The organism is Streptomyces sp. NPDC039465 (assembly GCF_055639315.1).
This window is the reverse complement of sequence record NZ_JBVKAP010000005.1, coordinates 379,918-400,579: the sequence shown is the minus strand read 5'-3', so window position 1 is coordinate 400,579 and position 20,662 is coordinate 379,918. Positions and strand designations below refer to the sequence as shown.

Here is a 20,662-nt window from a genome sequence, read left to right as displayed (position 1 = left end):
CCTCAGTCCGGGAGCAGCGTGCCGCGCTTGGAGAGCAGGAACTTCTTGAAGGCGGCCACCGGCGGGGTGTCGGGGTGGCCGTCGAGCCAGGCGACGCCGATCTCGCGGACCGCGCGGGGGGCCGTGACCGTCAGCTCGACGACGCCGGGGCGGGGGACGGCGGGCGGGGGCAGGAGGGCCACGCCGAGGCCGGCCGCGACCAGGCCGCGCAGGGTCTCCGCCTCCTCGCCCTCGAAGGCCACCCGCGGGGTGAAGCCCGCTTCGGCGCAGAGGTCGTCGGTGATGCGGCGCAGGCCGTAGCCGGGTTCCAGGGTGACGAAGGCTTCGTCGGCGGCCTCGGCGAGGCGGACCCGCTTGCGGGTGGCGAGGCGGTGGTCGTCCGGGACGACCAGGCGCAGGCGCTGTTCGTCGAGGCGGCGGGCGACCAGGTCGGGGGCGTCGGGCACCGGGGAGGTCAGGCAGAGGTCGAGGTCGCCGGCGCGCAGCCGTTCGATCATGGCCTCGCCGTAGTTCTGTACGAGCGTGAAGCGGATCCGGGGATGGTCGACCCGGAAGGCGCGGATGAGGCCCGGGACGGTCTCGGAGCCCATGGTGTGCAGGAAGCCGAAGGCGACCTTGCCGGCCGCCGGGTCGGCGTCGGCCCGTACGGAGTCGGCGGCCCGCTCGACCTCGGCGAGGGCGCGTTCCACGGAGGTGAGGAAGGTCCGGCCAGCCGGGGTGAGAGCAAGCGTGCGGCCCTTGCGGGCGAAGAGGCTGACCCCGAGGTCCTCCTCCAGGCGGACCATGGCGCGCGAGAGGGTCGACTGCGGCACGCCCATCTCCTGCGCGGCCCGGGTGACATGCTCGTGCCGGGCGACTCCGGCGAAGTAGGCGAGGCGAGGCGCGAGCAGCAGCCTCATGTCTTCTTCGTTACTGTTCGGTGACAGCCACTCCTGTGACCTGTACTCATGCGCCATGGGAACGATTAAAGCCGTTCCATGCATTGGACGCATCAGAATGCGGTGCCTACGGTCGACGTATGCCTGCTGCCAGTACCCAGGCGTCCACCGGCACGACCGTGGGCGCCGACCTCCGTCTTTCCCCCGGCCGCCCCGGCTACCGCCGGATGAGCTTCGCGCTCTTCGCCGCGGGGGTCGCCACCTTCGCCCTTCTCTACTCCACGCAGGCCCTGCTGCCCGCCGTCTCGGCCGAGTTCGGCGCGAGCGCGTCGGCGGCGTCCTGGACGGTCTCCGCCGCGACCGGCGCCCTGGCCCTGTGTGTGCTGCCTCTGAGCGCGCTGTCCGAGCGGTTCGGGCGGCGCACGCTGATGACCGCCTCGCTCGCGGTCGCGGTCGCCGTCGGTCTGCTGGTCCCGTTCGCGCCGAGCCTTGAGTGGCTGGTGGCGCTGCGCGCGGTGCAGGGCGCGGCGCTGGCGGGTCTGCCGGCCTCCGCGATGGCGTACCTCGCCGAGGAGGTGCGTCCCAAGGCGCTGATCGCCGCGATCGGGCTGTTCGTGGCGGGCAACTCCATCGGCGGGATGAGCGGGCGGATCGTCACGGGCTGGGTGGCCCAGCTGTGGGGGTGGCGTGCCGCGCTCGGCGCGGTGGGTGTGATGGCGCTGGTGTGCGCGGTGGTGTTCCGGCTGATGCTGCCGCGGGCCCGGCACTTCGCCCGGGGCTCGCTGAACCCGATGGCGCTGGTGCGGACGGTGCGGACGCATCTGGCCGATCCGCTGCTGCTGCGGCTGTACGCGATCGGCGCGCTGTTCATGACGGTGTTCGGCGCGGTGTACACCGTGATCGGCTACCGCCTGGTCGAGGCACCGTTCAACCTGCCGCAGGGCGTGGTCGGTTCGATCTTCCTGGTCTATCTGGTCGGTACGGTCTCCTCGGCCGCGGCCGGGCGGCTGGTGGGCCGGATGGGCCGGCGCGGAGCCCTCTACCTGGCCGTGGGCACCACCGCGGGAGGTCTGCTGCTGTCGCTGAGCGACGCGCTGGGGGCCGTACTGCTGGGCCTGGTCCTGATCACGGCGGGCTTCTTCGCCGGGCACGCGGTCGCCTCGTCCGCGGTGAGCCGGACGGCTACCTCGGGGCGCGCGCAGGCGTCGGCGCTCTACCAGTCCGCGTACTACCTGGGCAGCAGTGTGGGCGGCACGCTCGGCGCGGTCGCCTTCCACACGGGCGGCTGGGGCGGCACGGTCGCCCTCGGGCTGGTCGCGGTGGTCGGCGTCGTCTCGCTGACGCTGTACGGAACGCACGCCGCGCGGGTGCGCGAGCGCCGGCTGATGCCGGTGACCGCCGCCCGCTGATGCGGGGCCGGGTGGCCGGGGGGAATTCCGGCGTAAATCCCGCCTCGGCTACAACCATCCACCCCCTGTGCGCGTCCCACGCTCAGAGCGTCAACGCTCGCCGTGCACAGGGGAGTTGATCATCATGAACGTGATACGCCGCCGGGCGGGTGTCGCGCTCGGCCTCGCCGGTCTGGTCGTACCGCTGACCGTGGCCCTCGGCGCCGCACCCGCGCAGGCCGCTTCGTGCAACCTGTCGACGGGGCCGTACCAGAAGCAGGTGGAGAAGTTCCTCGGCCGGACGGTCGACGGGCGGCAGTCGGCCGCCGACTGCCGGGCCATCCAGTCCTTCCAACGGACCCACGGCATCACCCCGACCATGGGCTACGCCGGGCCGCTGACCTGGCAGACCATGAACACGATGCTGGCCCAGCGGGCGGCCGGCTCGAACCCCAACAAGGCGCGGGCGTGTCCCACCAACCGCGGCCGGATCGCCTGCGTGGACCTGACCCGGCAGCTCAGCTGGGTCCAGGACGGGGCCCGGCTGACGTACGGCCCGGTGCCGGTGCGTACGGGCAAGGACGGCACCGAGACCCGCATCGGCTCCAAGAAGATCTACTGGCGCAACATCAACCACTGGTCGACCATCTACAACGTACGCATGCCGTACGCGCAGTTCTTCGACGGCGGGCAGGCCTTCCACTCCACCACCAAGTCGATGTGGAACCCGCCGGGTTCCGGCGGCTGTGTGAACATGCGCGCGGCGGACGCGAAGGCGTACTGGAACCTGCTGCGCAACGGCGACGACGTGTACGTCTACGGGCGCAAGCCCGGCACCTGAGCGCCGTTGTCAGTCCCCTGCGGTAATTTCCCCTCACCGGTGCCGAGCGGCCGCCGGTGAGGGGCGACAGGGGTGACCCATGAGTGATCTGGCAACGTCCGCGGACCTTGAGTCCCAGCTGGAGAAGTACCGCACCGAGCTGACCGGTTACTGCTACCGCATGCTCGGCTCCGCCTTCGAGGCGGAGGACGCGGTGCAGGACACGATGGTCCGGGCCTGGCGAAGCCACGAGAAGTTCGAGGGGCGCTCCAGCCTGCGCTCGTGGCTGTACCGCATCGCCACCAACGTCTGCCTGGACGCGCTGAACGCGGGAAACAAGCGGGCCCGCCCGGTCGATCTGAGCGGCCCCTCCCCGCTGGCGCAGGCGGCCCTCAACCCGCTGCCGGAGAACACCTGGCTGGAGCCGGTCCCGGACGGGCGGGTGCTGCCCACGGTGGCCGACCCGGCGGAGACGGCGGTGGCCCGCGAGTCGGTCCGGCTCGCGTTCGTCGCGGCGCTCCAGCACCTGCCGCCCAAGCAGCGGGCGGTGCTGATCCTGCGCGAGGTACTGGCCTGGAAGGCGGCCGAGGTCGCCGAGCTCCTCGGCACCACGGTCGCCTCCGTGAACAGCGCCCTCCAGCGGGCGCGGGCGACGCTGGCCGAGACGGAGGGCCAGGTGCCCGACACCGCGGACCCGCTCGACGAGGAGCAGCGGCGGCTCCTGGAGCGGTACGTGACCGCCTTCGAGGGGTACGACATGGCGGCCCTGACCGCGCTGCTGCACGAGGACGCGGTGATGACGATGCCGCCGTTCGACCTGTGGCTCCAGGGGCACGACGACATCACCGGCTTCATGGTCACCTTCGGCGCGAGCTGCGCGGGGTCCAGGCTGGTGGCGACCGTGGCCAACGGCACGCCGGCGTTCGCGCACTACAAGCCGGACCCGGAGGGACCGGGTTTCGTGCCGTGGGCGCTTCAGGTCATCGACATCCGGGAGGGCGCGATCACCGGCATGCACTGCTTCCTGGACACCCAGCGCTGGTTCCCGCTCTTCGAGCTGCCGGACCGTCTGGAGGGCTAGGTGTATTGATCACGAGCGTTGTTGACAGTCGCGGGTCTTGATCATGGCGAAGACCTCCGGTGTGGTGGAGGTGTCTAGGCTCCACACCACACACGGAGGTCTTCGTGTCCCACCGTAATGCCCGGCTGCCCGTTCACGGGAGACGGATCCTGGTCGAACGTGTCCGCTCTGGCCGTCCGGTCGCGCACGTCGCGGCCGAAATGGGCATCTCACGGGCCACCGCCCACAAGTGCATGCGACGGTGGAAGGCCGAAGGCGAGGCCGGGCTCGTCGATCGCTCCAGCCGGCCACGCACGACACCGCACCGCACGTCCGATGTCCTCACCAGCAACACCGAGCGGACCGAGGCCCTGGCAGACTTCCTCCACACCTACAACCACCACCGCTGCCACACCGCACTGGACGGACACCCGCCCATCAGCCGCGTCAACAACGCTCCGGGTCAATACACCTAGGGCGGGTCCTGGAGCAGCAGCTCCTCCAGTCCGACGAGCCCGAGGATCAGCCTGAGACGCCCGTCGGCGCCGCGCAGCCGCAGGGTGTGGCCGAGGCGCTGGGCGGTCAGGCGGAGCCTGGCCAGGGCGTCGACGGCGGCGAGGTCGGCGTGCGTGAGCCCGCCGACCTCGCACACCACCTCGGTCGGATCACGTCCGGAGAGCCGGGCGGCGAGGTCGGCGCAGAGTGCGGGCACATCGGCGTGGGTGATCCGGCCGGAGAGCTGGAGAACGATCGGTTGTGTGGCTTCCACATACGGGAGACCCGCGCGAGGGCCGGAACTCATCGCGGGTGAACGGGACCGGGGCGGGTCCACCGGTCCCGTTCACCCGGGAGCCGAGGGCGTACGCCGTCAGGCGATGCGGTCCAGGACGATCGGGTTCGGGGTGAACGCCGTGCCCGCCGGGGCGACGTCGTAGGCGCCCTCCAGGGACTTCAGGGCGTAGTCGAACTTCTCCGGGGTGTCCGTGTGCAGGGTCAGCAGCGGCTGACCCGCGGTGACCGTGTCGCCCGGCTTGGCGTGGAGCTCGACGCCCGCGCCCGCCTGGACCGGGTCCTCCTTGCGGGCGCGGCCGGCGCCCAGGCGCCAGGCGGCGATGCCGACGTCGTAGGCGTCGAGGCGGGTGAGGACGCCCGAGGCGGGGGCGGTGACGACGTGCTGCTCGCGGGCGACCGGGAGGGCCGCGTCCGGGTCGCCGCCCTGGGCCGCGATCATCCGGCGCCAGACGTCCATCGCGGAGCCGTCGGCGAGCGCCTTGGCCGGGTCGGCGTCCTTGATGCCGGCCGCCTCCAGCATTTCGTGGGCGAGCGCGACCGTCAGCTCGACGACGTCGGCGGGGCCGCCGCCGGCCAGCACCTCGACCGACTCGCGGACCTCAAGGGCGTTGCCCGCGGTGAGGCCGAGCGGGGTGGACATGTCGGTGAGCAGGGCCACCGTCTTCACGCCGCTGTCGGTGCCGAGCGCGACCATGGTGGAAGCCAGCTCACGGGCGTCCTCGATGGTCTTCATGAAGGCGCCGGTGCCGACCTTGACGTCCAGGACGAGCGAGCCGGTGCCCTCGGCGATCTTCTTCGACATGATGGACGAGGCGATCAGCGGGATCGCCTCGACGGTGCCGGTGACGTCGCGCAGCGCGTACAGCTTCTTGTCCGCCGGGGCCAGGCCGTCGCCCGCCGCGCAGATCACCGCGCCGGTGGTGTCGAGCACGTGCAGCATCTCCTCGTTGGAGAGCAGCGCGCGCCAGCCGGGGATGGACTCCAGCTTGTCCAGCGTGCCGCCGGTGTGGCCGAGGCCGCGGCCGGACAGCTGCGGCACGGCCGCGCCGCACGCGGCGACGAGCGGGGCCAGCGGAAGGGTGATCTTGTCGCCGACGCCGCCGGTGGAGTGCTTGTCGGAGGTCGGGCGGGAGAGCGAGTCGAAGTTCATCCGCTCGCCGGAGGCGATCATCGCCGCGGTCCAGCGGGCGATCTCGGTGCGGTTCATGCCGTTCAGGAGGATCGCCATGTTGAGGGCGGCCATCTGGTAGTCGGCGACCTCGCCGCGCGTGTAGGCGTCGATGACCCAGTCGATCTGCTGGGGGCTCAGCTCGCCCCGGTCCCGCTTGGTACGGATCACGGAAATGGCGTCCATGGCATTCCTTCCGGCAATGAAGTACGTGCGTGCGCGACTCTACGCGCATAGAGGAGAAAAGGACCGGCGGCCCTTCCAACGGAGCGGAAGGGCCGCCGGGTTACTACCTGAGGTGATCCGGACCGAAGGCCTGCGGCAGCATCTCCGCCAGCGGCAGGATCCCCTTGGGGGTGTCCACGAGGAGTTCCGGGCCGCCGAACTCGTACAGCAGCTGCCGGCACCGCCCGCACGGCACGAGGATCTCGCCCCGGCCGTCCGCGCAGGTGAAGTGGGTCAGCCGGCCGCCGCCGGTGAGCTGGAGCTGCGAGACGAGACCGCACTCGGCGCACAGCCCGATGCCGTACGAGGCGTTCTCGACGTTGCAGCCGGTGACCGTCCTGCCGTCGTCGACCCGGGCGGCGGCGCCGACCGGGTAGCCCGAGTACGGCGCGTACGCCCGGGACATGGCGTCCCGCGCGGCCTCCCGCAGGGCCCCCCAGCCAGCGTCCGTCATTTGCCTTGGCCCTTCCGATACGGCAGACCGTCCGCCTTCGGCATCCTCAGCCGCTGCGCCGACAGGGCGAGGACCAGGAGCGTGGTGACGTACGGGGCCGCGTCCACGAACTGACTCGGGACCTGGTCGGTGAAGGCGTACCAGAGGTACAGACCCGCGGCCACGACCGCGGAGATCGCCGCGGCGAAGTACTTCTTCTTGTAGAGCTGCCACAGGACGACCAGCGTCAGCAGGATCGCGATCAGCAGCAGCATCGCGTGCACGTTCTCCGCGCCACCGCGCAGCTTGAGGCTGTCGGTGAAGCCGAAGAGCCCGGCACCCAGCGCCATGCCGCCCGGCATCCAGTTACCGAAGATCATCGCGGCGAGACCGATGTAGCCGCGGCCGCCGGTCTGGCCCTCCTGGTAGATACCGGTGGCGACGATGGCGAGGAACGCGCCACCGAGACCGGCCAGCGCACCAGAGACGGTGACGGCGATGTACTTGTACTTGTAGACGTTGACGCCCAGCGACTCCGCCGCGACCGGGTTCTCACCGCAGGAGCGCAGCCTCAGGCCGAAGGCCGTACGCCACAGCACCCACCAGGTGCCCGGGATGAGCAGCAGCGCGACCACGGTCAGCAGCGAGAGGCCGGTGACCAGACCGCCGAGGACCCCGGCGATGTCGGAGATCAGGAACCAGTGCTTGCTCTGGAGATCGGCGAGCCATTCGGACAGGCCCGGGATGGTGATCTCGGTGATTGCGTCGATGCGCGGGGACTGCTTGGAGGAACCGCCCTCGGCGTCGGCGAAGGTGAAGTTCGACAGGTAGCGGGTGGCACCGACGGCGAGGATGTTGATCGCCACACCGGAGACGATGTGGTTCACGCCGAAGGTGACGGTGACGATCGCGTGCAGCAGACCGCCGAGCGCGCCGCCGATGATGCCGAAGACGACACCGGTCCACGGACCCCACTGGAAGCCCGCCCAGGCACCGAACCAGGTGCCGAGGATCATCATGCCTTCGAGACCGATGTTGACCACGCCCGCGCGCTCGGCCCACAGACCGCCCAGACCGGCGAGGCCGATCGGCACGGCGAGTTCGAGGGCGCCGGAGACCTGGCCGACGGAGGTGAGGTCGTCGGCGCCGCTGATCACCCGGACCAGCGAGACCAGGGCGAGGCCGCCCGCGATGATCAGCAGGATCCAGGGCAGGGTGAGCTTGCGGCGGCCGCCGCCCTTCTTGGGCGCGGCGCTGGTCACCGAGACCGTGCTCGTGCTCTCGCTCATGCCGCAACCTCCTTGTCGGTCTTGATGGCGCCGCCGGCGGCCAGCTCCTCGCCGACCTTCTGCTGCTGGCGGCGGAGCCCGTAGCGGCGGACGAGTTCGTACGACACGACGACGGAGATCACGATCAGGCCCTGCATGATCGTGGCGATCTCCTTCTCGTAGCCGTGCTGGTCGAGGGAGGCCGAGGACTTGTCCAGGAAGGCGATCAGCAGCGCGCTGAAGGCGATGCCGATCGGGCTGTTGCGGCCGAGCAGGGCGATGGTGATTCCGGTGAAGCCCACGCCGGCCGGAAAGTCCAGGCTGTACGTGTGGGTCTCGCCGAGCAGCGTCGGCATGCCGGCGAGACCGGCGACCGCGCCCGAGATCAGCATCGAGGTGAGGATCATCTTCTTGGCGTCGACACCGCTGGCCTGGGCCGCGGACTCGCTGGCGCCGGTGGCGCGCAGGTCGAAGCCGAAGCGGGTGCGGTTGAGGACGAACCAGTAGAGGACACCGAGGCCGATGGCGACGAAGGTGAAGCCGTAGATCTCCCCGGCGCCCTCGCCCATCGACAGGCCCGGGAACCAGCCCGACTCGGCGATCTCGCCGGTGGTGAGGTTGTTGGAGCCCTCCGGCTGCTCACCGAAGTTCTTCGGCAGGATCAGATAGGCCACGAGCGCGGTCGCGATCGCGTTGAGCATGATCGTCGAGACGACCTCGCTGACGCCGCGGGTGGTCTTCAGGATGCCCGCGATACCGGCCCAGAACGCACCGACCAGCATGGCGACGAGCACGATGAGCAGGATGTGCAGCGGGCCCGGCAGCTCGATCGAGGCACCGACGAGCGCCGACAGCATGGCCGCGAGGCGGTACTGGCCGTCGACACCGATGTTGAAGAGGTTCATCCGGAAGCCGATGGCCACCGCGAGCGCCGCCAGGTAGTAGATACCGGCCTGGTTGACGATCAGCACCTGGACGTCGGTGTAACTGACCTGCTCGAACATGATGCGGTACGGCTCGATCGGGTTGGTTCCCGAGACGAGCAGCACCACGGTGGTGAGCGCGATGGCCACGACCAGCGCGACCACCGGGCCGGCCAGGCCCAGAATCAGCCGGTCCTTGTCGAATTTCTTCATCGGGCGTCACCGTCTTCCGGGTGCTCGAGGTGACCGGTGGCGGCGCCGGTCATGGCCGAGCCCAGCTCCTCCGGAGTGATCGTGGCGGGGTCCGCGTCGGCGACGAGCCGGCCGCGGAACATCACCCGCAGGGTGTCGGACAGGCCGATCAGCTCGTCGAGGTCGGCGGAGATCAGCAGGACCGCCAGGCCCTCGCGGCGTGCCTCGCGGATCCGGTCCCAGATCTGCGCCTGCGCGCCGACGTCGACGCCGCGCGTCGGGTGGGCGGCGATCAGCAGCTTGGGGGCGTGGCTCATCTCGCGGCCGACGATCAGCTTCTGCTGGTTGCCGCCGGAGAGGGAGGCCGCGGTGACCTCGATGCCGGGGGTGCGGACGTCGTACTCGCGCACGATCCGCTCGGTGTCCTTGCGGGCGGCCTTGAGGTCGAGGACGCCGCGGCGGGAGTTGGGCCGCTCGGTGACGTGGCCGAGGATCCGGTTCTCCCAGAGCGGGGACTCCAGGAGCAGGCCCTGGCGGTGCCGGTCCTCGGGGATGTAGCCGACACCGTCCTCACGCCGCTTGCGGGTGGAGGCGTGCGAGATGTCGTCGGTGTCGAGGGTGATGACACCGCCGTCGGGGTCGCGCAGGCCCATCAGCGCGTCGATGAGCTCGGTCTGACCGTTGCCCTCGACACCGGCGATGCCCAGGACCTCGCCCTTGTGGATGGTGAAGTTGATGCCGGCGAGGACCTCGCGGACGACTCCGTCGGGGTCGGTGGCGGTCAGCCGCAGGTTCTCGACCTTGAGCATCGGCACGTCGGTGACCGTCGACTCGCGGGTCTCGGGCGAGGGCAGCTCGCTGCCGACCATCAGCTCGGCGAGCTGCCTGGGCGTGGTGGTCTTCGGGTCGGCGGTGCCGACCGTCGTACCCCGCCGGATGACGGTGATGTCGTCGGCGACGGACAGCACCTCACCCAGCTTGTGCGAGATGAAGATGACGGTGAGGCCCTCGGCCTTGAGCTCGCGCAGGTTGTCGAAGAGCGCGTCGACCTCCTGCGGGACGAGCACCGCGGTGGGCTCGTCGAGGATGAGGATCTTGGCGCCTCGGTAGAGAACCTTGAGGATCTCCACACGCTGGCGGTCTGCGACGCCGAGGTCCTCGACGAGCGCGTCGGGGCGTACCCCGAGACCGTACGCATCGGAGATCTCAAGGATCTTCTTACGGGCCTTGGCGCCGATGCCGTGGAGCTTCTCGCCGCCGAGAACGACGTTCTCCAGGACGGTGAGGTTGTCGGCGAGCATGAAGTGCTGGTGCACCATGCCGATGCCGCGCTCGATGGCGTCGCCGGGGGTGGCGAAGGAGACCTGGGTGCCGTCGACGGTGATGGTGCCCTCGTCCGGCTTCTGCATGCCGTAGAGGATCTTCATCAGGGTCGACTTGCCGGCTCCGTTCTCACCGCAGAGGGCGTGAACGGTGCCCTTGCGCACGGTGAGGTTGATGTCGTGGTTGGCCACGACGCCGGGGAATCGCTTGGTGATGCCGTGGAGTTCTACGGCGGGGGGGCTGCTGGACGCGTTGATGACGCACTCTCCTTGGCCGAAAGGAGTGGGAGCGGGGGCAGGGCGGGGCGAAGTTATCGTGCCGGAGGAACGTCTACACGCGTAGCGCTGCCGGAATGTGAAAAGCGGGTGCGGAATGGGGCCGGGGCCCGGCTGCGGTGGAGTGCCACCGTGGCCGGGCCCGCGGGCTCAGGTCGTGACCTGCGTGTCCTTACGGAGCGGTCTTGACCTTGATCTTGCCGGCGACGATCTCGGCCTTGGCCTTCTCGACGGCGGCGATCAGGTCGGTCATCTTCTGGTACTCCGGGTTGGAGTTGGCCAGGCCGACGCCGTCCTTGTCGAGGCCGTAGCGGACCTCACCGGACTGCGGCTTGCCCTTCTTGACCGACTCGATCAGGTTGAAGACGGAGTCCGAGACGTCCTTGGTGACCGAGGTCAGGATCTTGGCCTTGTACTTGGCCAGACCCTTCTGGTTGTACTGGTCGGAGTCCACGCCGATGGCCCACTTGCCGGCGGTGGCGGTGGCCTCGATCGCGCCGGAGCCGGCGAGGCCCGCGGCGGCGTAGATCACGTCGGCGTTCTTGTCGAGCATGCCCTGCGCGGCGGCCTTGCCGAGGTCCGGCTTGGCGAAGCCGTCGAAGTTCGGCGGCTGGGTCAGGTACTGGGTGAGCACCTTCGCCTTGGGGTTGGTGTCGGTGACGCCCTGCTTGAAGCCCGCCTCGAACTTCTTGATCAGCGGAACCTCGACACCGCCGATGAAGCCGACCGTGCCGCTCTTGGACGCCTTGGCGGCGGCGACGCCGGCCAGGTAGGAGCCCTGCTCCTCGTTGAAGACGAGGTTGGCGATGTTCGGGCCGGTCTTCGAGGTGTCGTCGATCAGGCCGAAGGTGGTCTTGGGGTACTTCTTGGCGACCTTCTCGATGGCCGGCGCGTAGGCGAAGCCGACGCCGATGACCGGGTTGTTGCCGGCGCGGGCCAGCTCGGTGAGGCGCTGGACCTTGTCCGCGTCACCCTCGCCCTCGGACGGCTCGGCCTCGGCCCCCTTGATGCCGAGCTCGTCCTCGGCCTTCTTCAGGCCGGCGTAGGCGGCGTCGTTGAACGACTGGTCGCCACGGCCGCCGATGTCGTACGCGATGGCCGCCTTGGCCTGGCCGTCGGACCCGGCATCCGAGGAGGTCTTTCCGCCACAGGCGGTAGCAGTGAGGGCAAGCGCCGCGGAGGCGATGCCCACGGTCGTGATCCTGGTGATCCGGCGCAAGGGGAGGCTCCTTCAAACCTGACCGAAGCGCCTCTTCCGGCGCTGGTTTCGCGTGGATCGTAACGCGCGTAGATGTCAGATAAAGCCCCGTACGGAAGCTGTTATCGGATCGTCGCGAACGGCAGGTGTCAGAAATGTGTCGTGGCTGATTACCAATCGTTCACCGTTGGTCGCTGTCGATCAGCGCCGCCGCCGTGAAGAGCTCGACGCCCACCTTGATGGCGCGCTCGTCGGCGTCGAAATCACCGCAATGGAGGTCCCGCCGGGCCGTGTCGCCCGGCCTGCGCACGCCGAGCCGGGCCATGGCGCCGGGCACGTGCTCCAGATACCAGGAGAAGTCCTCGCCGCCGAGGCTCTGCTCGGTGTCCTCGATGGTGTGCGGCCCGCGCCGGGCGGCCATGGCGTCGCGCAGCAGCTCGGTGACGGCCGGGTCGTTGACGACGGGCGGGACGCCCCGGATGTAGTTGATCTGCGACTTGGCCTTGTGGAGGTTGGCGATCTCGTCGATGGCGGCGTGCACCAGGTCCGGGGCCTCGTGCCAGGCCGCGAGGTCCAGGCAGCGGACGGTGCCGGAGAGCTCGGCGTGCTGGGGGATCACGTTGCACGCGTGGCCGGCCTCGATCCGGCCCCAGGTCACGGCGAGGCCGGCGCGGGTATCGACCCGGCGCGACAGCAGGGCGGGGACCTCGGTGGCGACCTTGGCGGCGGCGGTGACGAGGTCGGTGGTCAGGTGCGGGCGGGCGCTGTGGCCGCCGGGGCCGTCGAGGGTGACTTCGAGCCGGTCGCAGGCGGAGGTGATGGCGCCGGGCCGCAGCCCGATCCGCCCGGCGTCGACCCGCGGGTCGCAGTGGACGGCGATGATCCGGCCGACCCCGTCGAGGACACCCGACTCGATGGCGTCGGGCGCGCCACCGGGCAGGACCTCCTCGGCGGGCTGGAAGATCAGCCGCACGGGGTGCCGGAGCAGCCCCTTGCCGTGCAGGTCGGCGAGGACGAGTCCGGCGCCGAGGACGGTGGTGGTGTGGATGTCGTGCCCGCAGGCGTGGGCGCGGTCCGGCATGGTCGAGCGGTACGGGGCGTCCGTCTTGGTGTCCGGGATGGGCAGGGCGTCGATGTCCGCGCGCAGCGCCAGCATGGGCCGCTCCCGGTCCCAGGTGCCGATGTCACACATGAGCCCCGTACCCGTGGCCAGAATCCGCGGGGCGAGCCCCGCGGCCTCCAGTCGGGCCTTGATCGCGGCGGTCGTACGGAACTCCTGGTTGCCGAGCTCGGGGTGCATGTGCAGGTCCCGGCGGAAGTCGATCAGCTCGGTGAGCAGGGGTTCGGTCAGGGTGCCGGTCAGGGGTGTGTCGCCGGGCAGGCCGGCGTCGGGCTCGCGGGACATCAACTGGTTCACCTGTTGAAGGGTACGGCGGGTCGGGGGCCAACTGTCCGTCGATCAACAAAAGTTCAGCCCGATAGGGGAAGAAAAGCGGTCGCGGGACGCATGACTTTCTCGCTGGGTGGGTACGCTGCCCCGACTTCGGCATCTTGCCCTGGACAGCGCGGCGTCCCTCTGTGCGCCTACCCCGTCCGCCTCGGGGCACCCACGACCTCCTTGGCCGCCAGGCGGTGTACATCTTGTGCCGCGGTGCCGGTGACTCCTTCCAGGAAGCCGCGTGCGCGGGGGGAGGCGGTGTGGCGTAGCCATTCGGGGGCGATTTCGCAGACCGCGATCCGTACGCCGGTGCCTTCCAGGGCGAGCGGGAGGGTGTGGACGACGGTGGAGGGGAAGCTGAGCACGGTGTGGCCGACCGGGCCGCGCCGGGCGATCAGTTCCAGGGGGAGTTCGGGGCGGACGATCTCCAGTCCGGTGTCGACGGCGATCCGGTGGAGTTTCTCCACGCCTTCGCGGCGGTGGGCGAAGTAGCGGGTCGCGCCGTGCGCCTTGGCGAGGGCGGCGACGGCGTCGGCGTACCGGTCGGGGTCGACGACGCCGGTCTCGACGAGTGAGGTGCCGACGAGGTCCGCGCCGCGGGTGAGGCGGGGTGGTCCGAAGCGGGCGCGGGTCCAGCGGAAGCCGTTGCGGGTGACGGTGGTGCCGGGGGGCGGCTCGACGGGGAGGGCCGTGAAGATCTCGACGGTGCGGCGGCGGCCGGGGGTGAGGCGGCGGCGGGCGAGGGCGCCGACGGGGGCGAGGGCGAGCTCGCGGGGGCCGCGGCTGCCGCGCCGGTGCCAGCGTACGAGCCGTTCGCGGCGGGCGAGCTGGCCGGCGAATTCCATGGTGGCGGTGCCGTCGTCGACGACGGTGATCCGGGTCGTACGGACGAGGGTCAGCAGGAGCTGGACGTAGCGGGAGAAGGGGTCGCCGATGACGATCCGTTCGGCCCGGTTCAGCTCGGGGACGAGCGCGCGCAGGGTGCGCAGGACGGCGCCGGTGCCGCCGCGGGCTTCCTGCCAGCGCACCGTCACGCCCTCGGCCCGGGCCAGCTCGGCCATGCGGCGGAGCTGGCCCCGGGACATCGGGTCGGTGGGGGGAAGGACCACGACGGTGATGTCCCGGCCGGGGGACGAGGGGGTGCGCTGGGCCGGGATGGCGGGGAGTGTCGAGGTGTGGGCCCATTCCAGGACGTTCAGGAGCTGGACGGGGCTCTCGACGAACGCCAGCTGGCCGGTCATGCCGCCACGAGGCCCTGGACCCGGCGGAGCTTCTTCATCGGGCCGAGCTCGGAGTCGTACACCTTCTTGATGCCGTCGCCGAGGGCGGTCTCGATGGTGCGGATGTCGCGGACGAGGCGGGTAAGGCCGCCGGGCTCGACGGAGGCGGCCTGGTCGGAGCCCCACATGGCGCGGTCGAGGGTGATGTGGCGCTCGACGAAGCAGGCGCCGAGGGCGACGGCGGCGAGGGTGGTCTGCAGTCCGGTCTCGTGGCCGGAGTAGCCGATCGGGACGTTCGGGTACTCCTCCTTGAGGGTGTTGATCACCCGCAGGTTGAGCTCCTCGGCCTTGGCCGGATAGGTCGAAGTGGCGTGGCAGAGCAGGATGTTGTCGCTGCCGAGGACCTCGACGGCGTGCCGGATCTGGCGCGGGGTCGACATGCCGGTGGAGAGGATGACCGTGCGGCCGGTGGCGCGCAGGGCGCGCAGCAGCTCGTCGTCGGTCAGGGAGGCGGAGGCGACCTTGTGGGCGGGGACGTCGAACTTCTCCAGGAAGGCGACGGCTTCGGTGTCCCAGGGGGAGGCGAACCAGTCGATGCCGCGCTTGCGGCAGTGCTCGTCGATCTTGAGGTACTCCTCCTCGCCGAACTCGACGCGGTGGCGGTAGTCGATGTAGGTCATCCGGCCCCAGGGGGTGTCGCGCTCGATGTCCCACTGGTCGCGGGGGGTGCAGATCTCCGGGGTGCGCTTCTGGAACTTCACCGCGTCGCAGCCGGCGTCGGCGGCGGCGTCGATCAGGGCGAAGGCGTTGCCGAGGTCGCCGTTGTGGTTGATGCCGATCTCGCCGGTGATGTAGACGGGGCGGCCGGGGCCCGCGGTTGAGGAGCCGAGGGTGCGCAGACGGGAGGTCATGGATCCGGGTTCCTTACGGGGTGTGGACTACAGGGGGGTGGGGGTGTGGGGGGTCAGGGGGCGGAGGAGGTGCTGAGGGTGGGTCCGAGGAGCCAGCCGGCGATCTCGCGGATGGCGCCGGCGCCGCCGGGGGTGACGGTGACGACCCGGGCCGCGGCCCGTACGGCGTCATGGGCGCTCGCGACCGCGACGGGCCAGCCGACCAGGGAGAAGCACGGCAGGTCGTTGACGTCGTTGCCGGCGTAGAGCACCCGCTGCGGGTCGACGCCGTACTCCTCGCACCAGTGCTTCAGGGCGAGGTCCTTGCGGTCGATGCCGTGCAGGACGGGGATGTGCAGCTTGCGGGCGCGGGCGACGACGACGGGGTTGCGCTCGGTGGAGAGGATGAGCAGGTGCAGTCCCGCGCGGCGCAGTGCGGCGATCCCGAGACCGTCGCCGCGGTGTACGGAGACCAACTCGCGGCCGTCGGAGTCGATGAGGACGCGGTCGTCGGTCTGGGTGCCGTCGAAGTCGAGGACGACCGCGTCGATGTCCTCGCGGGTCGGCGTCGCGGTGTGCGCGGGCCCGTCGAGGAGCGGGGCGAGGGCGCGGGCGCGCTCCAGGTCGTGCGGGTCGTCGATCTCCAAGGCGCGCGCCGGGTCGGTGGCGACCAGGGCGGTGCGGCCGAAGAAGCGGTGCTCGTGGCTGCGGAAGCCCTTGGCGTCCATGGCGTAGGCGGCGCCGGTCTCCAGGAAGTCCTGGGGGCGGTCCTGGCGGCGGGGGCGGTGGGCCTTGTCGTGGTTGACGCCGTGGGCGCCGTCCTCGGGCCGGCGCCAGACGAAGCCGTGGAAGGGGGCGACGGTGACGGCGGTGTCGGCGCCGTGCTCGGCGACCTCGGCGGCGACGCCGTCCACGTCCTCGCGGGTGAGGAAGGGGCTGGTGCACTGGACGAGGAGGACCACGTCGACCGGGCGCTTGTGCAGCGCCTCGAAGGCGTCCATGGCGTGCAGGACGGCCGACTCGCTGGTGGAGGTGTCGGTGGCGAGCTGGGCGGGGCGGTGGACGGCCTCGGCGCCGGCCGCGCGGGCGGCCGCGGCGATGGCCGGGTCGTCGGTGGTGACGACGACGTCGGTGACCAGGCGGGCGGCCCGGCAGGCGCGGACGGCGCGGGCGACGAGCGGGATGCCGCCGACGGGGGCGAGGTTCTTGGCGGGGACACCCTTGGAACCGCCCCTCGCGGGGATCACGGCGAGCACGGTCGTCATCAGAGTTCTCCCAGGCGGCGGATGAGGGGGGCCACGCGCTGGACGCCGTGCCGGTACGCGCCGCGTGCCAGGTCCCGGACCATGCGGCGTACGCCCGATGCGGGGGCGGCCGGCGTGGCGGCGTCGAGGCGGTGGCGGGCAAGGATGCCGGGCAGATAGCCGGGGGCGGTGGCGGGTGTGTAGTACGGGGCGAGCGGCGGCAGTTGGCCTTGGCCGCGCAGCTGGGCGACGCGGGCGCGGGCCGCGTCGAAGGCGGTGGCGTACGAGCCTTCCGCGGCGACGCCTTGGCGGGCGAGCCAGTCGGGGTCGGGCTCGGGGCGGTGGCCGCCGTCGAGCCGGTCCCAGGAGGTGAGCAGTCCCGAGCCGAGGAAGTGGTGGTTGCCGAGCGGCTCGCGGATCCCGAGGTCGGTGAGGATCGCGGTGGGGATGCGGCGGTGCAGGGCTTCCAGGGCGGCCGTGGAGGAGACGGTGACCAGCAGGTCGGTGCGGTCGAGGACCTCGCCCATGTGCCCGTAGACGAGGTGGAAGTTGGGCGGGGCCGCGATGCCTTTGACGAGCCGCTGGTAGGGGAGTTCCTCAAGATGCGTGGTGTGCTCGCCTGGCCTGGAGCGGAGTTTGAGGAGCACCTCGCGGTGCGGGTGGAGCCGGGCGTGCTCGACGAGGCGGCGCAGCAGGTACGTACGGTCGGCGCGGGATTCCGGTACGGACGGCTGCGCGGCGAAGACCACGGTGTCCCGGTCGGCCTTCGGGGCGTACGGGTCGCCGCCGAGGAAGGGCAGCGCGGCCTCGACGACCGAGGAGGCGTCGGCGCCCACGCCTTCGTACACCGCGCGGAAACGCTCGGCGTCGTGGCGGGAGTTGGCGAGGACGACGTCCGCGCCGTGCCGCAGGAGGAGTCCGTCGGCGAGCTTCTCGTAGACGACGCCGACATAGCCGGTGACGATCACGGGCCGGCCCTCGACGGGCTGTGCGGCCAGGCCCTGGAGCATGGCCTGGACGGTGCCGCCGACGAGGGCGAGGACCACGACGTCGTATCCGCCGTCCCGTACCGCGTGCAGGAACTCCCGCCCGGTCACCTCGCTCGGCGCCGCGACACCGGCCGCGACCTCGGCGAGCTGACGCGTGGTCGGGGTGGCCCGGCCGCGCAGCAGGAAGCCGGTCACCTCCGACTCCTCGGGGGCGATACGGCGAGCGGTGAGGGCGCCCCATTTCCACCGGGTGTCGGAGTCCGCGAGGACGGCGATCCGTGCGTGTTCGCTGGTACGTGATGGCACGTCGAGGACGTTAGAAAGGCATTCCGCTTCCTGGCCCAACTCGCCCACAACAAAGGATGAACAGCATCACTACACACCCTGAAAAAGCCAGGGATTCGCCCTGGAGTTCGCGCGGAACAAACGGGTTAACAGGTTCGACGCTCCGTATTCACCCACCATCCCTTTTCCGGTCAGGGTGAATGCCGGGGGGCGGCCTAGCGTCACGCGGGTGGTCAAGCTCTCCGTCGTCGTGCCGTTCTACAACGTGCAGACATATGCCCCCGACACTCTGCGAAGTCTGCGGGCCAACGCCCGCGACGACTTCGAGTTCCTGCTGGTCGACGATTGTTCGACGGATGGAACACCCGAACTCCTGCGGCGCGCCGAACGGGAAATCCCGCGCGCGGCCTTGATCAGACACGAGCGCAACGGCGGCCTGGCCACGGCCCGCAACACCGGGCTGGACGCGGCCCGCGGGCAGTACCTCACCTTCCTGGACGGCGACGACTGGCTGGCCCCCGGCCACTACGACCGGCTGGTCGCCGCCATGGACCGGCTCGGCTGCGACTTCGTCCGTACCGACCATGTGCGGTGCAAGGGCAGGGCGCGTACGGTCCATCGCGCCCCGGTGGGGCGGCGCGGCGAGGTGCTGGACCCGCGGGAAGCGATACTGCCGGCGCACCGCACGACCTCGGTGGACTACCCCTACGCCTGGGCCGGGATGTACCACCGGCGCCTCCTGGAGCGGGGGCTGCTGCACTTCACGGACGGGCTGCGGACGGCGGAGGACCGGCCGTGGATCTGGCGGCTGCACCGCGAGGCGGAGTCGTTCGCGGCGGTCGGCACGCTCGGGATCTTCTATCGCCGAGGGATCTCCACATCGCTCACACAGATTGGCGACATACGTCAGCTCGATTTCATCCGGGCATTCGACCAGGTACTCGAAGAAACGTCGCGGGATCCTGATTCCGAACGGCTGATGCCGAAAGCTGTGCGCACGTACTGTGCGATTATCGCCCACCATCTCGGGATGATGGACCGATACGAGCCGCAGGTGGCGAAGAAATTGCGGTCGTGGAGTGCGTCGGCGTTGAAACGGATGCCGCAGGACGCGCTGAAGGAGGCGCTGGCCGCGATGGACGCGGAGCGGGCGGCGAGGCTGCGGAAAGTGCGGCGCAGAGCGGTTTCGGCGGAGATCGCGGCATGAGTGCGGGGCCCCGGACGGAAATGATCACCGGCCGGCGGACGGACGGAAAGACGGACGGAAAGGCGGCACCACGGATGAGGACGACGCAGATCTTCTTCGCCTCCACGCTGTACGGCGCGGTCACCCTGGCCGCCGCGCTGGACAGCGGCTGCTTCGCCCCCGCCGACCGCCGGATGCTGCTGGTCAGCACCAACGGCCCGGTGCCCGAGACCGCCACCCCGCTCGACGAGATGCCCGGCTTCCAGCGGCTGCGCGGCCGGTTCGACACCGTCGTCTCGTGGAACGACACGATCGCGCCGCTCCATCCGTCGGGCTGGTCGCCGCGCCCGGACGACATCCCGCTGTGGGAGCGGCAGCTGCGGCTGCTGTGGGGCCTGGGCGACGACCGGGTCGAGCTCGCGGTGGAGTCCCTCCAGGTCGCCCCGGCCCTGTCGGTGGCCCAGCTCTTCCCGGACGCGCCGCTCGACGTGTATGCCGACGGTCTGATGAGTTACGGCCCCACCCGCAACAAGCTCGCCCCGCTGGTCGGCGAGCGGGTGCGGCGGGTGCTCCACCTGGATCTGGTGCCGGGCCTGACCCCGCTGCTGCTGGGCGAGTTCGGGGCGGTCCCCCGGCTCGTGCCGACCGAGGCCTTCACGAAGGTCGTCGCCGAACTGGCCCAGGACGAGGAGGAACGGGGTCTGGACGCCCCGGTCCTGCTGCTCGGCCAGTACCTCTCGGCGCTCGGCATCCTCTCCCCCGCCGAGGAGGAGGATCTGCACCTGCGGATGGTGCGCGGCGCGGTCGTCCTCGGCCACAGCCGCCTCCTCTTCAAGCCGCATCCCTCGGCCCCGGCGGCCTGGTCGAAGACGCTGGAGCGGGAGGCGCGGGCGCTGGGCGCCGAACTGACGGTCCTGGACCGGCCGGTGCTCGCCGAGGTCCTCTACCGTCAGCTGCGCCCCGCGCTGGTCGTCGGCTGCTTCTCGACGGCCCTGCTGACGGCGAGCACCTTCTACGGGATCCCGGTGGCCCGGATCGGCACGGGGATGCTGCTGGACCGGCTCACCCCGTACCAGAACAGCAACCGCGTCCCGGTCACCCTCGTGGACGCCCTGCTGCCCGATCTCAACGACCCGGCCGCCGTCACCGACTGGGCGCCACCGTCCGCGGCCCAGGTGCAGGAGCGGGTGGCGGGGCTCGTCGCCGCGGTCGGCTTCGCGATGCAGCCGCAGATCCGGGCGGATCTGCGCGGGGTGGCCGAGCGCCATCTGTCGGAGCGTCCGACCCCGCACACCTGGCGCTACTTCACCCGCCGCCGACTGACCGTCCTCGGCCTGCCGGGCGGCCTGCCGGTGCCGCGCCACGCGGCGGTCCGCAGGATGGCCCGCCGGGCGAGACGGCTGAAGAAGGCGGCGCTGGGGTAGAGGGGTCGGGGCCTGGCGTGAAGAGGGGCGCCCGACCTCGTGG

At 70.9% G+C, this 20,662-nt stretch carries 18 protein-coding genes and 1 pseudogene; 6 read left to right on the top strand and 13 right to left on the bottom strand.

Annotated features, from left to right (window positions below; genetic code table 11):
* Positions 1-2: 2 nt before the first annotated feature.
* The gene (locus ACZ7LT_RS19785) at positions 3-956 is read right to left on the bottom strand and encodes a LysR family transcriptional regulator (protein ID WP_471237322.1); all 954 of its coding nucleotides are present in this window, start codon (positions 954-956) and stop codon (positions 3-5) included.
* A 62-nt stretch (positions 957-1,018) separates the two neighbouring features.
* On the opposite strand from ACZ7LT_RS19785, the gene ACZ7LT_RS19780 reads away from it, so the two are divergent.
* The 4 genes and pseudogenes from ACZ7LT_RS19780 to ACZ7LT_RS19765 form a co-directional block, all read left to right on the top strand.
* The gene (locus ACZ7LT_RS19780; RefSeq protein ID WP_471237321.1) at positions 1,019-2,287 is read left to right on the top strand and encodes an MFS transporter; all 1,269 of its coding nucleotides are present in this window, start codon (positions 1,019-1,021) and stop codon (positions 2,285-2,287) included.
* Between the two features lie 124 nt (positions 2,288-2,411).
* A complete protein-coding gene (locus tag ACZ7LT_RS19775) occupies positions 2,412-3,107 on the top strand; it encodes a L,D-transpeptidase family protein (RefSeq protein ID WP_471237320.1) in 696 nt (231 codons plus the stop codon).
* A gap of 79 nt (positions 3,108-3,186) precedes the next feature.
* Positions 3,187-4,167: a sigma-70 family RNA polymerase sigma factor gene (locus ACZ7LT_RS19770; protein WP_471237319.1), complete on the top strand. Its 981-nt coding sequence runs from the start codon at positions 3,187-3,189 to the stop codon at positions 4,165-4,167.
* A 104-nt stretch (positions 4,168-4,271) separates the two neighbouring features.
* Positions 4,272-4,478, top strand: a pseudogene (locus ACZ7LT_RS19765) (helix-turn-helix domain-containing protein); the annotation flags it as partial.
* A gap of 140 nt (positions 4,479-4,618) precedes the next feature.
* Here ACZ7LT_RS19765 and ACZ7LT_RS19760 read toward each other — a convergent pair.
* The 12 genes from ACZ7LT_RS19760 to ACZ7LT_RS19705 form a co-directional block, all read right to left on the bottom strand.
* Positions 4,619-4,915: an STAS domain-containing protein gene (locus ACZ7LT_RS19760; protein ID WP_471237318.1), complete on the bottom strand. Its 297-nt coding sequence runs from the start codon at positions 4,913-4,915 to the stop codon at positions 4,619-4,621.
* Positions 4,916-5,014: 99 nt separating this feature from the next.
* Positions 5,015-6,292 carry a thymidine phosphorylase gene (locus ACZ7LT_RS19755; RefSeq protein WP_471237317.1) on the bottom strand — a complete coding sequence of 426 codons (1,278 nt, stop codon included), beginning with the start codon at positions 6,290-6,292 and terminating at the stop codon, positions 5,015-5,017.
* 103 nt (positions 6,293-6,395) lie between these two features.
* Positions 6,396-6,785 (bottom strand): cytidine deaminase, encoded by a 390-nt coding sequence (locus tag ACZ7LT_RS19750; protein WP_471237316.1) that lies wholly within the window; start codon positions 6,783-6,785, stop codon positions 6,396-6,398.
* Complete coding sequence (locus ACZ7LT_RS19745) at positions 6,782-8,053, bottom strand: ABC transporter permease (RefSeq protein ID WP_471237315.1); 1,272 nt, start codon at positions 8,051-8,053, stop codon at positions 6,782-6,784. Before ACZ7LT_RS19745 ends, ACZ7LT_RS19750 begins: the two co-directional genes overlap by 4 nt.
* A complete protein-coding gene (locus ACZ7LT_RS19740; RefSeq protein WP_471237314.1) occupies positions 8,050-9,168 on the bottom strand; it encodes an ABC transporter permease in 1,119 nt (372 codons plus the stop codon). Before ACZ7LT_RS19740 ends, ACZ7LT_RS19745 begins: the two co-directional genes overlap by 4 nt.
* Positions 9,165-10,727, bottom strand: a complete 1,563-nt coding sequence (locus ACZ7LT_RS19735; protein WP_471237471.1) for an ABC transporter ATP-binding protein — start codon at positions 10,725-10,727, stop codon at positions 9,165-9,167. The genes ACZ7LT_RS19740 and ACZ7LT_RS19735 overlap by 4 nt, the downstream gene beginning before the upstream one ends.
* A gap of 190 nt (positions 10,728-10,917) precedes the next feature.
* Positions 10,918-11,964 carry a BMP family lipoprotein gene (locus tag ACZ7LT_RS19730; RefSeq protein ID WP_471237313.1) on the bottom strand — a complete coding sequence of 349 codons (1,047 nt, stop codon included), beginning with the start codon at positions 11,962-11,964 and terminating at the stop codon, positions 10,918-10,920.
* A gap of 160 nt (positions 11,965-12,124) precedes the next feature.
* Positions 12,125-13,348 carry an amidohydrolase gene (locus ACZ7LT_RS19725; protein ID WP_471237470.1) on the bottom strand — a complete coding sequence of 408 codons (1,224 nt, stop codon included), beginning with the start codon at positions 13,346-13,348 and terminating at the stop codon, positions 12,125-12,127.
* 179 nt (positions 13,349-13,527) lie between these two features.
* Positions 13,528-14,622, bottom strand: coding sequence for a hypothetical protein (locus ACZ7LT_RS19720; RefSeq protein WP_471237312.1), 1,095 nt, complete (start codon positions 14,620-14,622; stop codon positions 13,528-13,530).
* On the bottom strand, positions 14,619-15,512 hold the full coding sequence (locus tag ACZ7LT_RS19715; RefSeq protein WP_471237311.1) for an N-acetylneuraminate synthase family protein: 894 nt from the start codon (positions 15,510-15,512) through the stop codon (positions 14,619-14,621). The genes ACZ7LT_RS19720 and ACZ7LT_RS19715 overlap by 4 nt, the downstream gene beginning before the upstream one ends.
* Positions 15,513-15,565: 53 nt before the next feature.
* The gene (locus ACZ7LT_RS19710; protein ID WP_471237310.1) at positions 15,566-16,756 is read right to left on the bottom strand and encodes a cytidylyltransferase domain-containing protein; all 1,191 of its coding nucleotides are present in this window, start codon (positions 16,754-16,756) and stop codon (positions 15,566-15,568) included.
* Positions 16,756-18,030 (bottom strand): DUF6716 putative glycosyltransferase, encoded by a 1,275-nt coding sequence (locus tag ACZ7LT_RS19705; RefSeq protein ID WP_471237309.1) that lies wholly within the window; start codon positions 18,028-18,030, stop codon positions 16,756-16,758. Before ACZ7LT_RS19705 ends, ACZ7LT_RS19710 begins: the two co-directional genes overlap by 1 nt.
* Before the next feature lie 208 nt (positions 18,031-18,238).
* On the opposite strand from ACZ7LT_RS19705, the gene ACZ7LT_RS19700 reads away from it, so the two are divergent.
* Positions 18,239-19,216 (top strand): glycosyltransferase family 2 protein, encoded by a 978-nt coding sequence (locus ACZ7LT_RS19700; RefSeq protein ID WP_471237308.1) that lies wholly within the window; start codon positions 18,239-18,241, stop codon positions 19,214-19,216.
* A 74-nt stretch (positions 19,217-19,290) separates the two neighbouring features.
* Complete coding sequence (locus ACZ7LT_RS19695; RefSeq protein WP_471237307.1) at positions 19,291-20,619, top strand: alpha-2,8-polysialyltransferase family protein; 1,329 nt, start codon at positions 19,291-19,293, stop codon at positions 20,617-20,619.
* Positions 20,620-20,662 lie beyond the last annotated feature (43 nt).

Coding starts and splice junctions, on each gene's coding strand:
- ACZ7LT_RS19785 (WP_471237322.1), bottom strand. CDS start 956: ATGGCGCATGAGTACAGGTCACAGGAGTGGCTGTCACCGAACAGTAAC.
- ACZ7LT_RS19780 (WP_471237321.1), top strand. CDS start 1,019: ATGCCTGCTGCCAGTACCCAGGCGTCCACCGGCACGACCGTGGGCGCC.
- ACZ7LT_RS19775 (WP_471237320.1), top strand. CDS start 2,412: ATGAACGTGATACGCCGCCGGGCGGGTGTCGCGCTCGGCCTCGCCGGT.
- ACZ7LT_RS19770 (WP_471237319.1), top strand. CDS start 3,187: ATGAGTGATCTGGCAACGTCCGCGGACCTTGAGTCCCAGCTGGAGAAG.
- ACZ7LT_RS19755 (WP_471237317.1), bottom strand. CDS start 6,292: ATGGACGCCATTTCCGTGATCCGTACCAAGCGGGACCGGGGCGAGCTG.
- ACZ7LT_RS19750 (WP_471237316.1), bottom strand. CDS start 6,785: ATGACGGACGCTGGCTGGGGGGCCCTGCGGGAGGCCGCGCGGGACGCC.
- ACZ7LT_RS19745 (WP_471237315.1), bottom strand. CDS start 8,053: ATGAGCGAGAGCACGAGCACGGTCTCGGTGACCAGCGCCGCGCCCAAG.
- ACZ7LT_RS19740 (WP_471237314.1), bottom strand. CDS start 9,168: ATGAAGAAATTCGACAAGGACCGGCTGATTCTGGGCCTGGCCGGCCCG.
- ACZ7LT_RS19725 (WP_471237470.1), bottom strand. CDS start 13,348: ATGTCCCGCGAGCCCGACGCCGGCCTGCCCGGCGACACACCCCTGACC.
- ACZ7LT_RS19720 (WP_471237312.1), bottom strand. CDS start 14,622: ATGACCGGCCAGCTGGCGTTCGTCGAGAGCCCCGTCCAGCTCCTGAAC.
- ACZ7LT_RS19715 (WP_471237311.1), bottom strand. CDS start 15,512: ATGACCTCCCGTCTGCGCACCCTCGGCTCCTCAACCGCGGGCCCCGGC.
- ACZ7LT_RS19710 (WP_471237310.1), bottom strand. CDS start 16,756: ATGACGACCGTGCTCGCCGTGATCCCCGCGAGGGGCGGTTCCAAGGGT.
- ACZ7LT_RS19695 (WP_471237307.1), top strand. CDS start 19,291: ATGAGGACGACGCAGATCTTCTTCGCCTCCACGCTGTACGGCGCGGTC.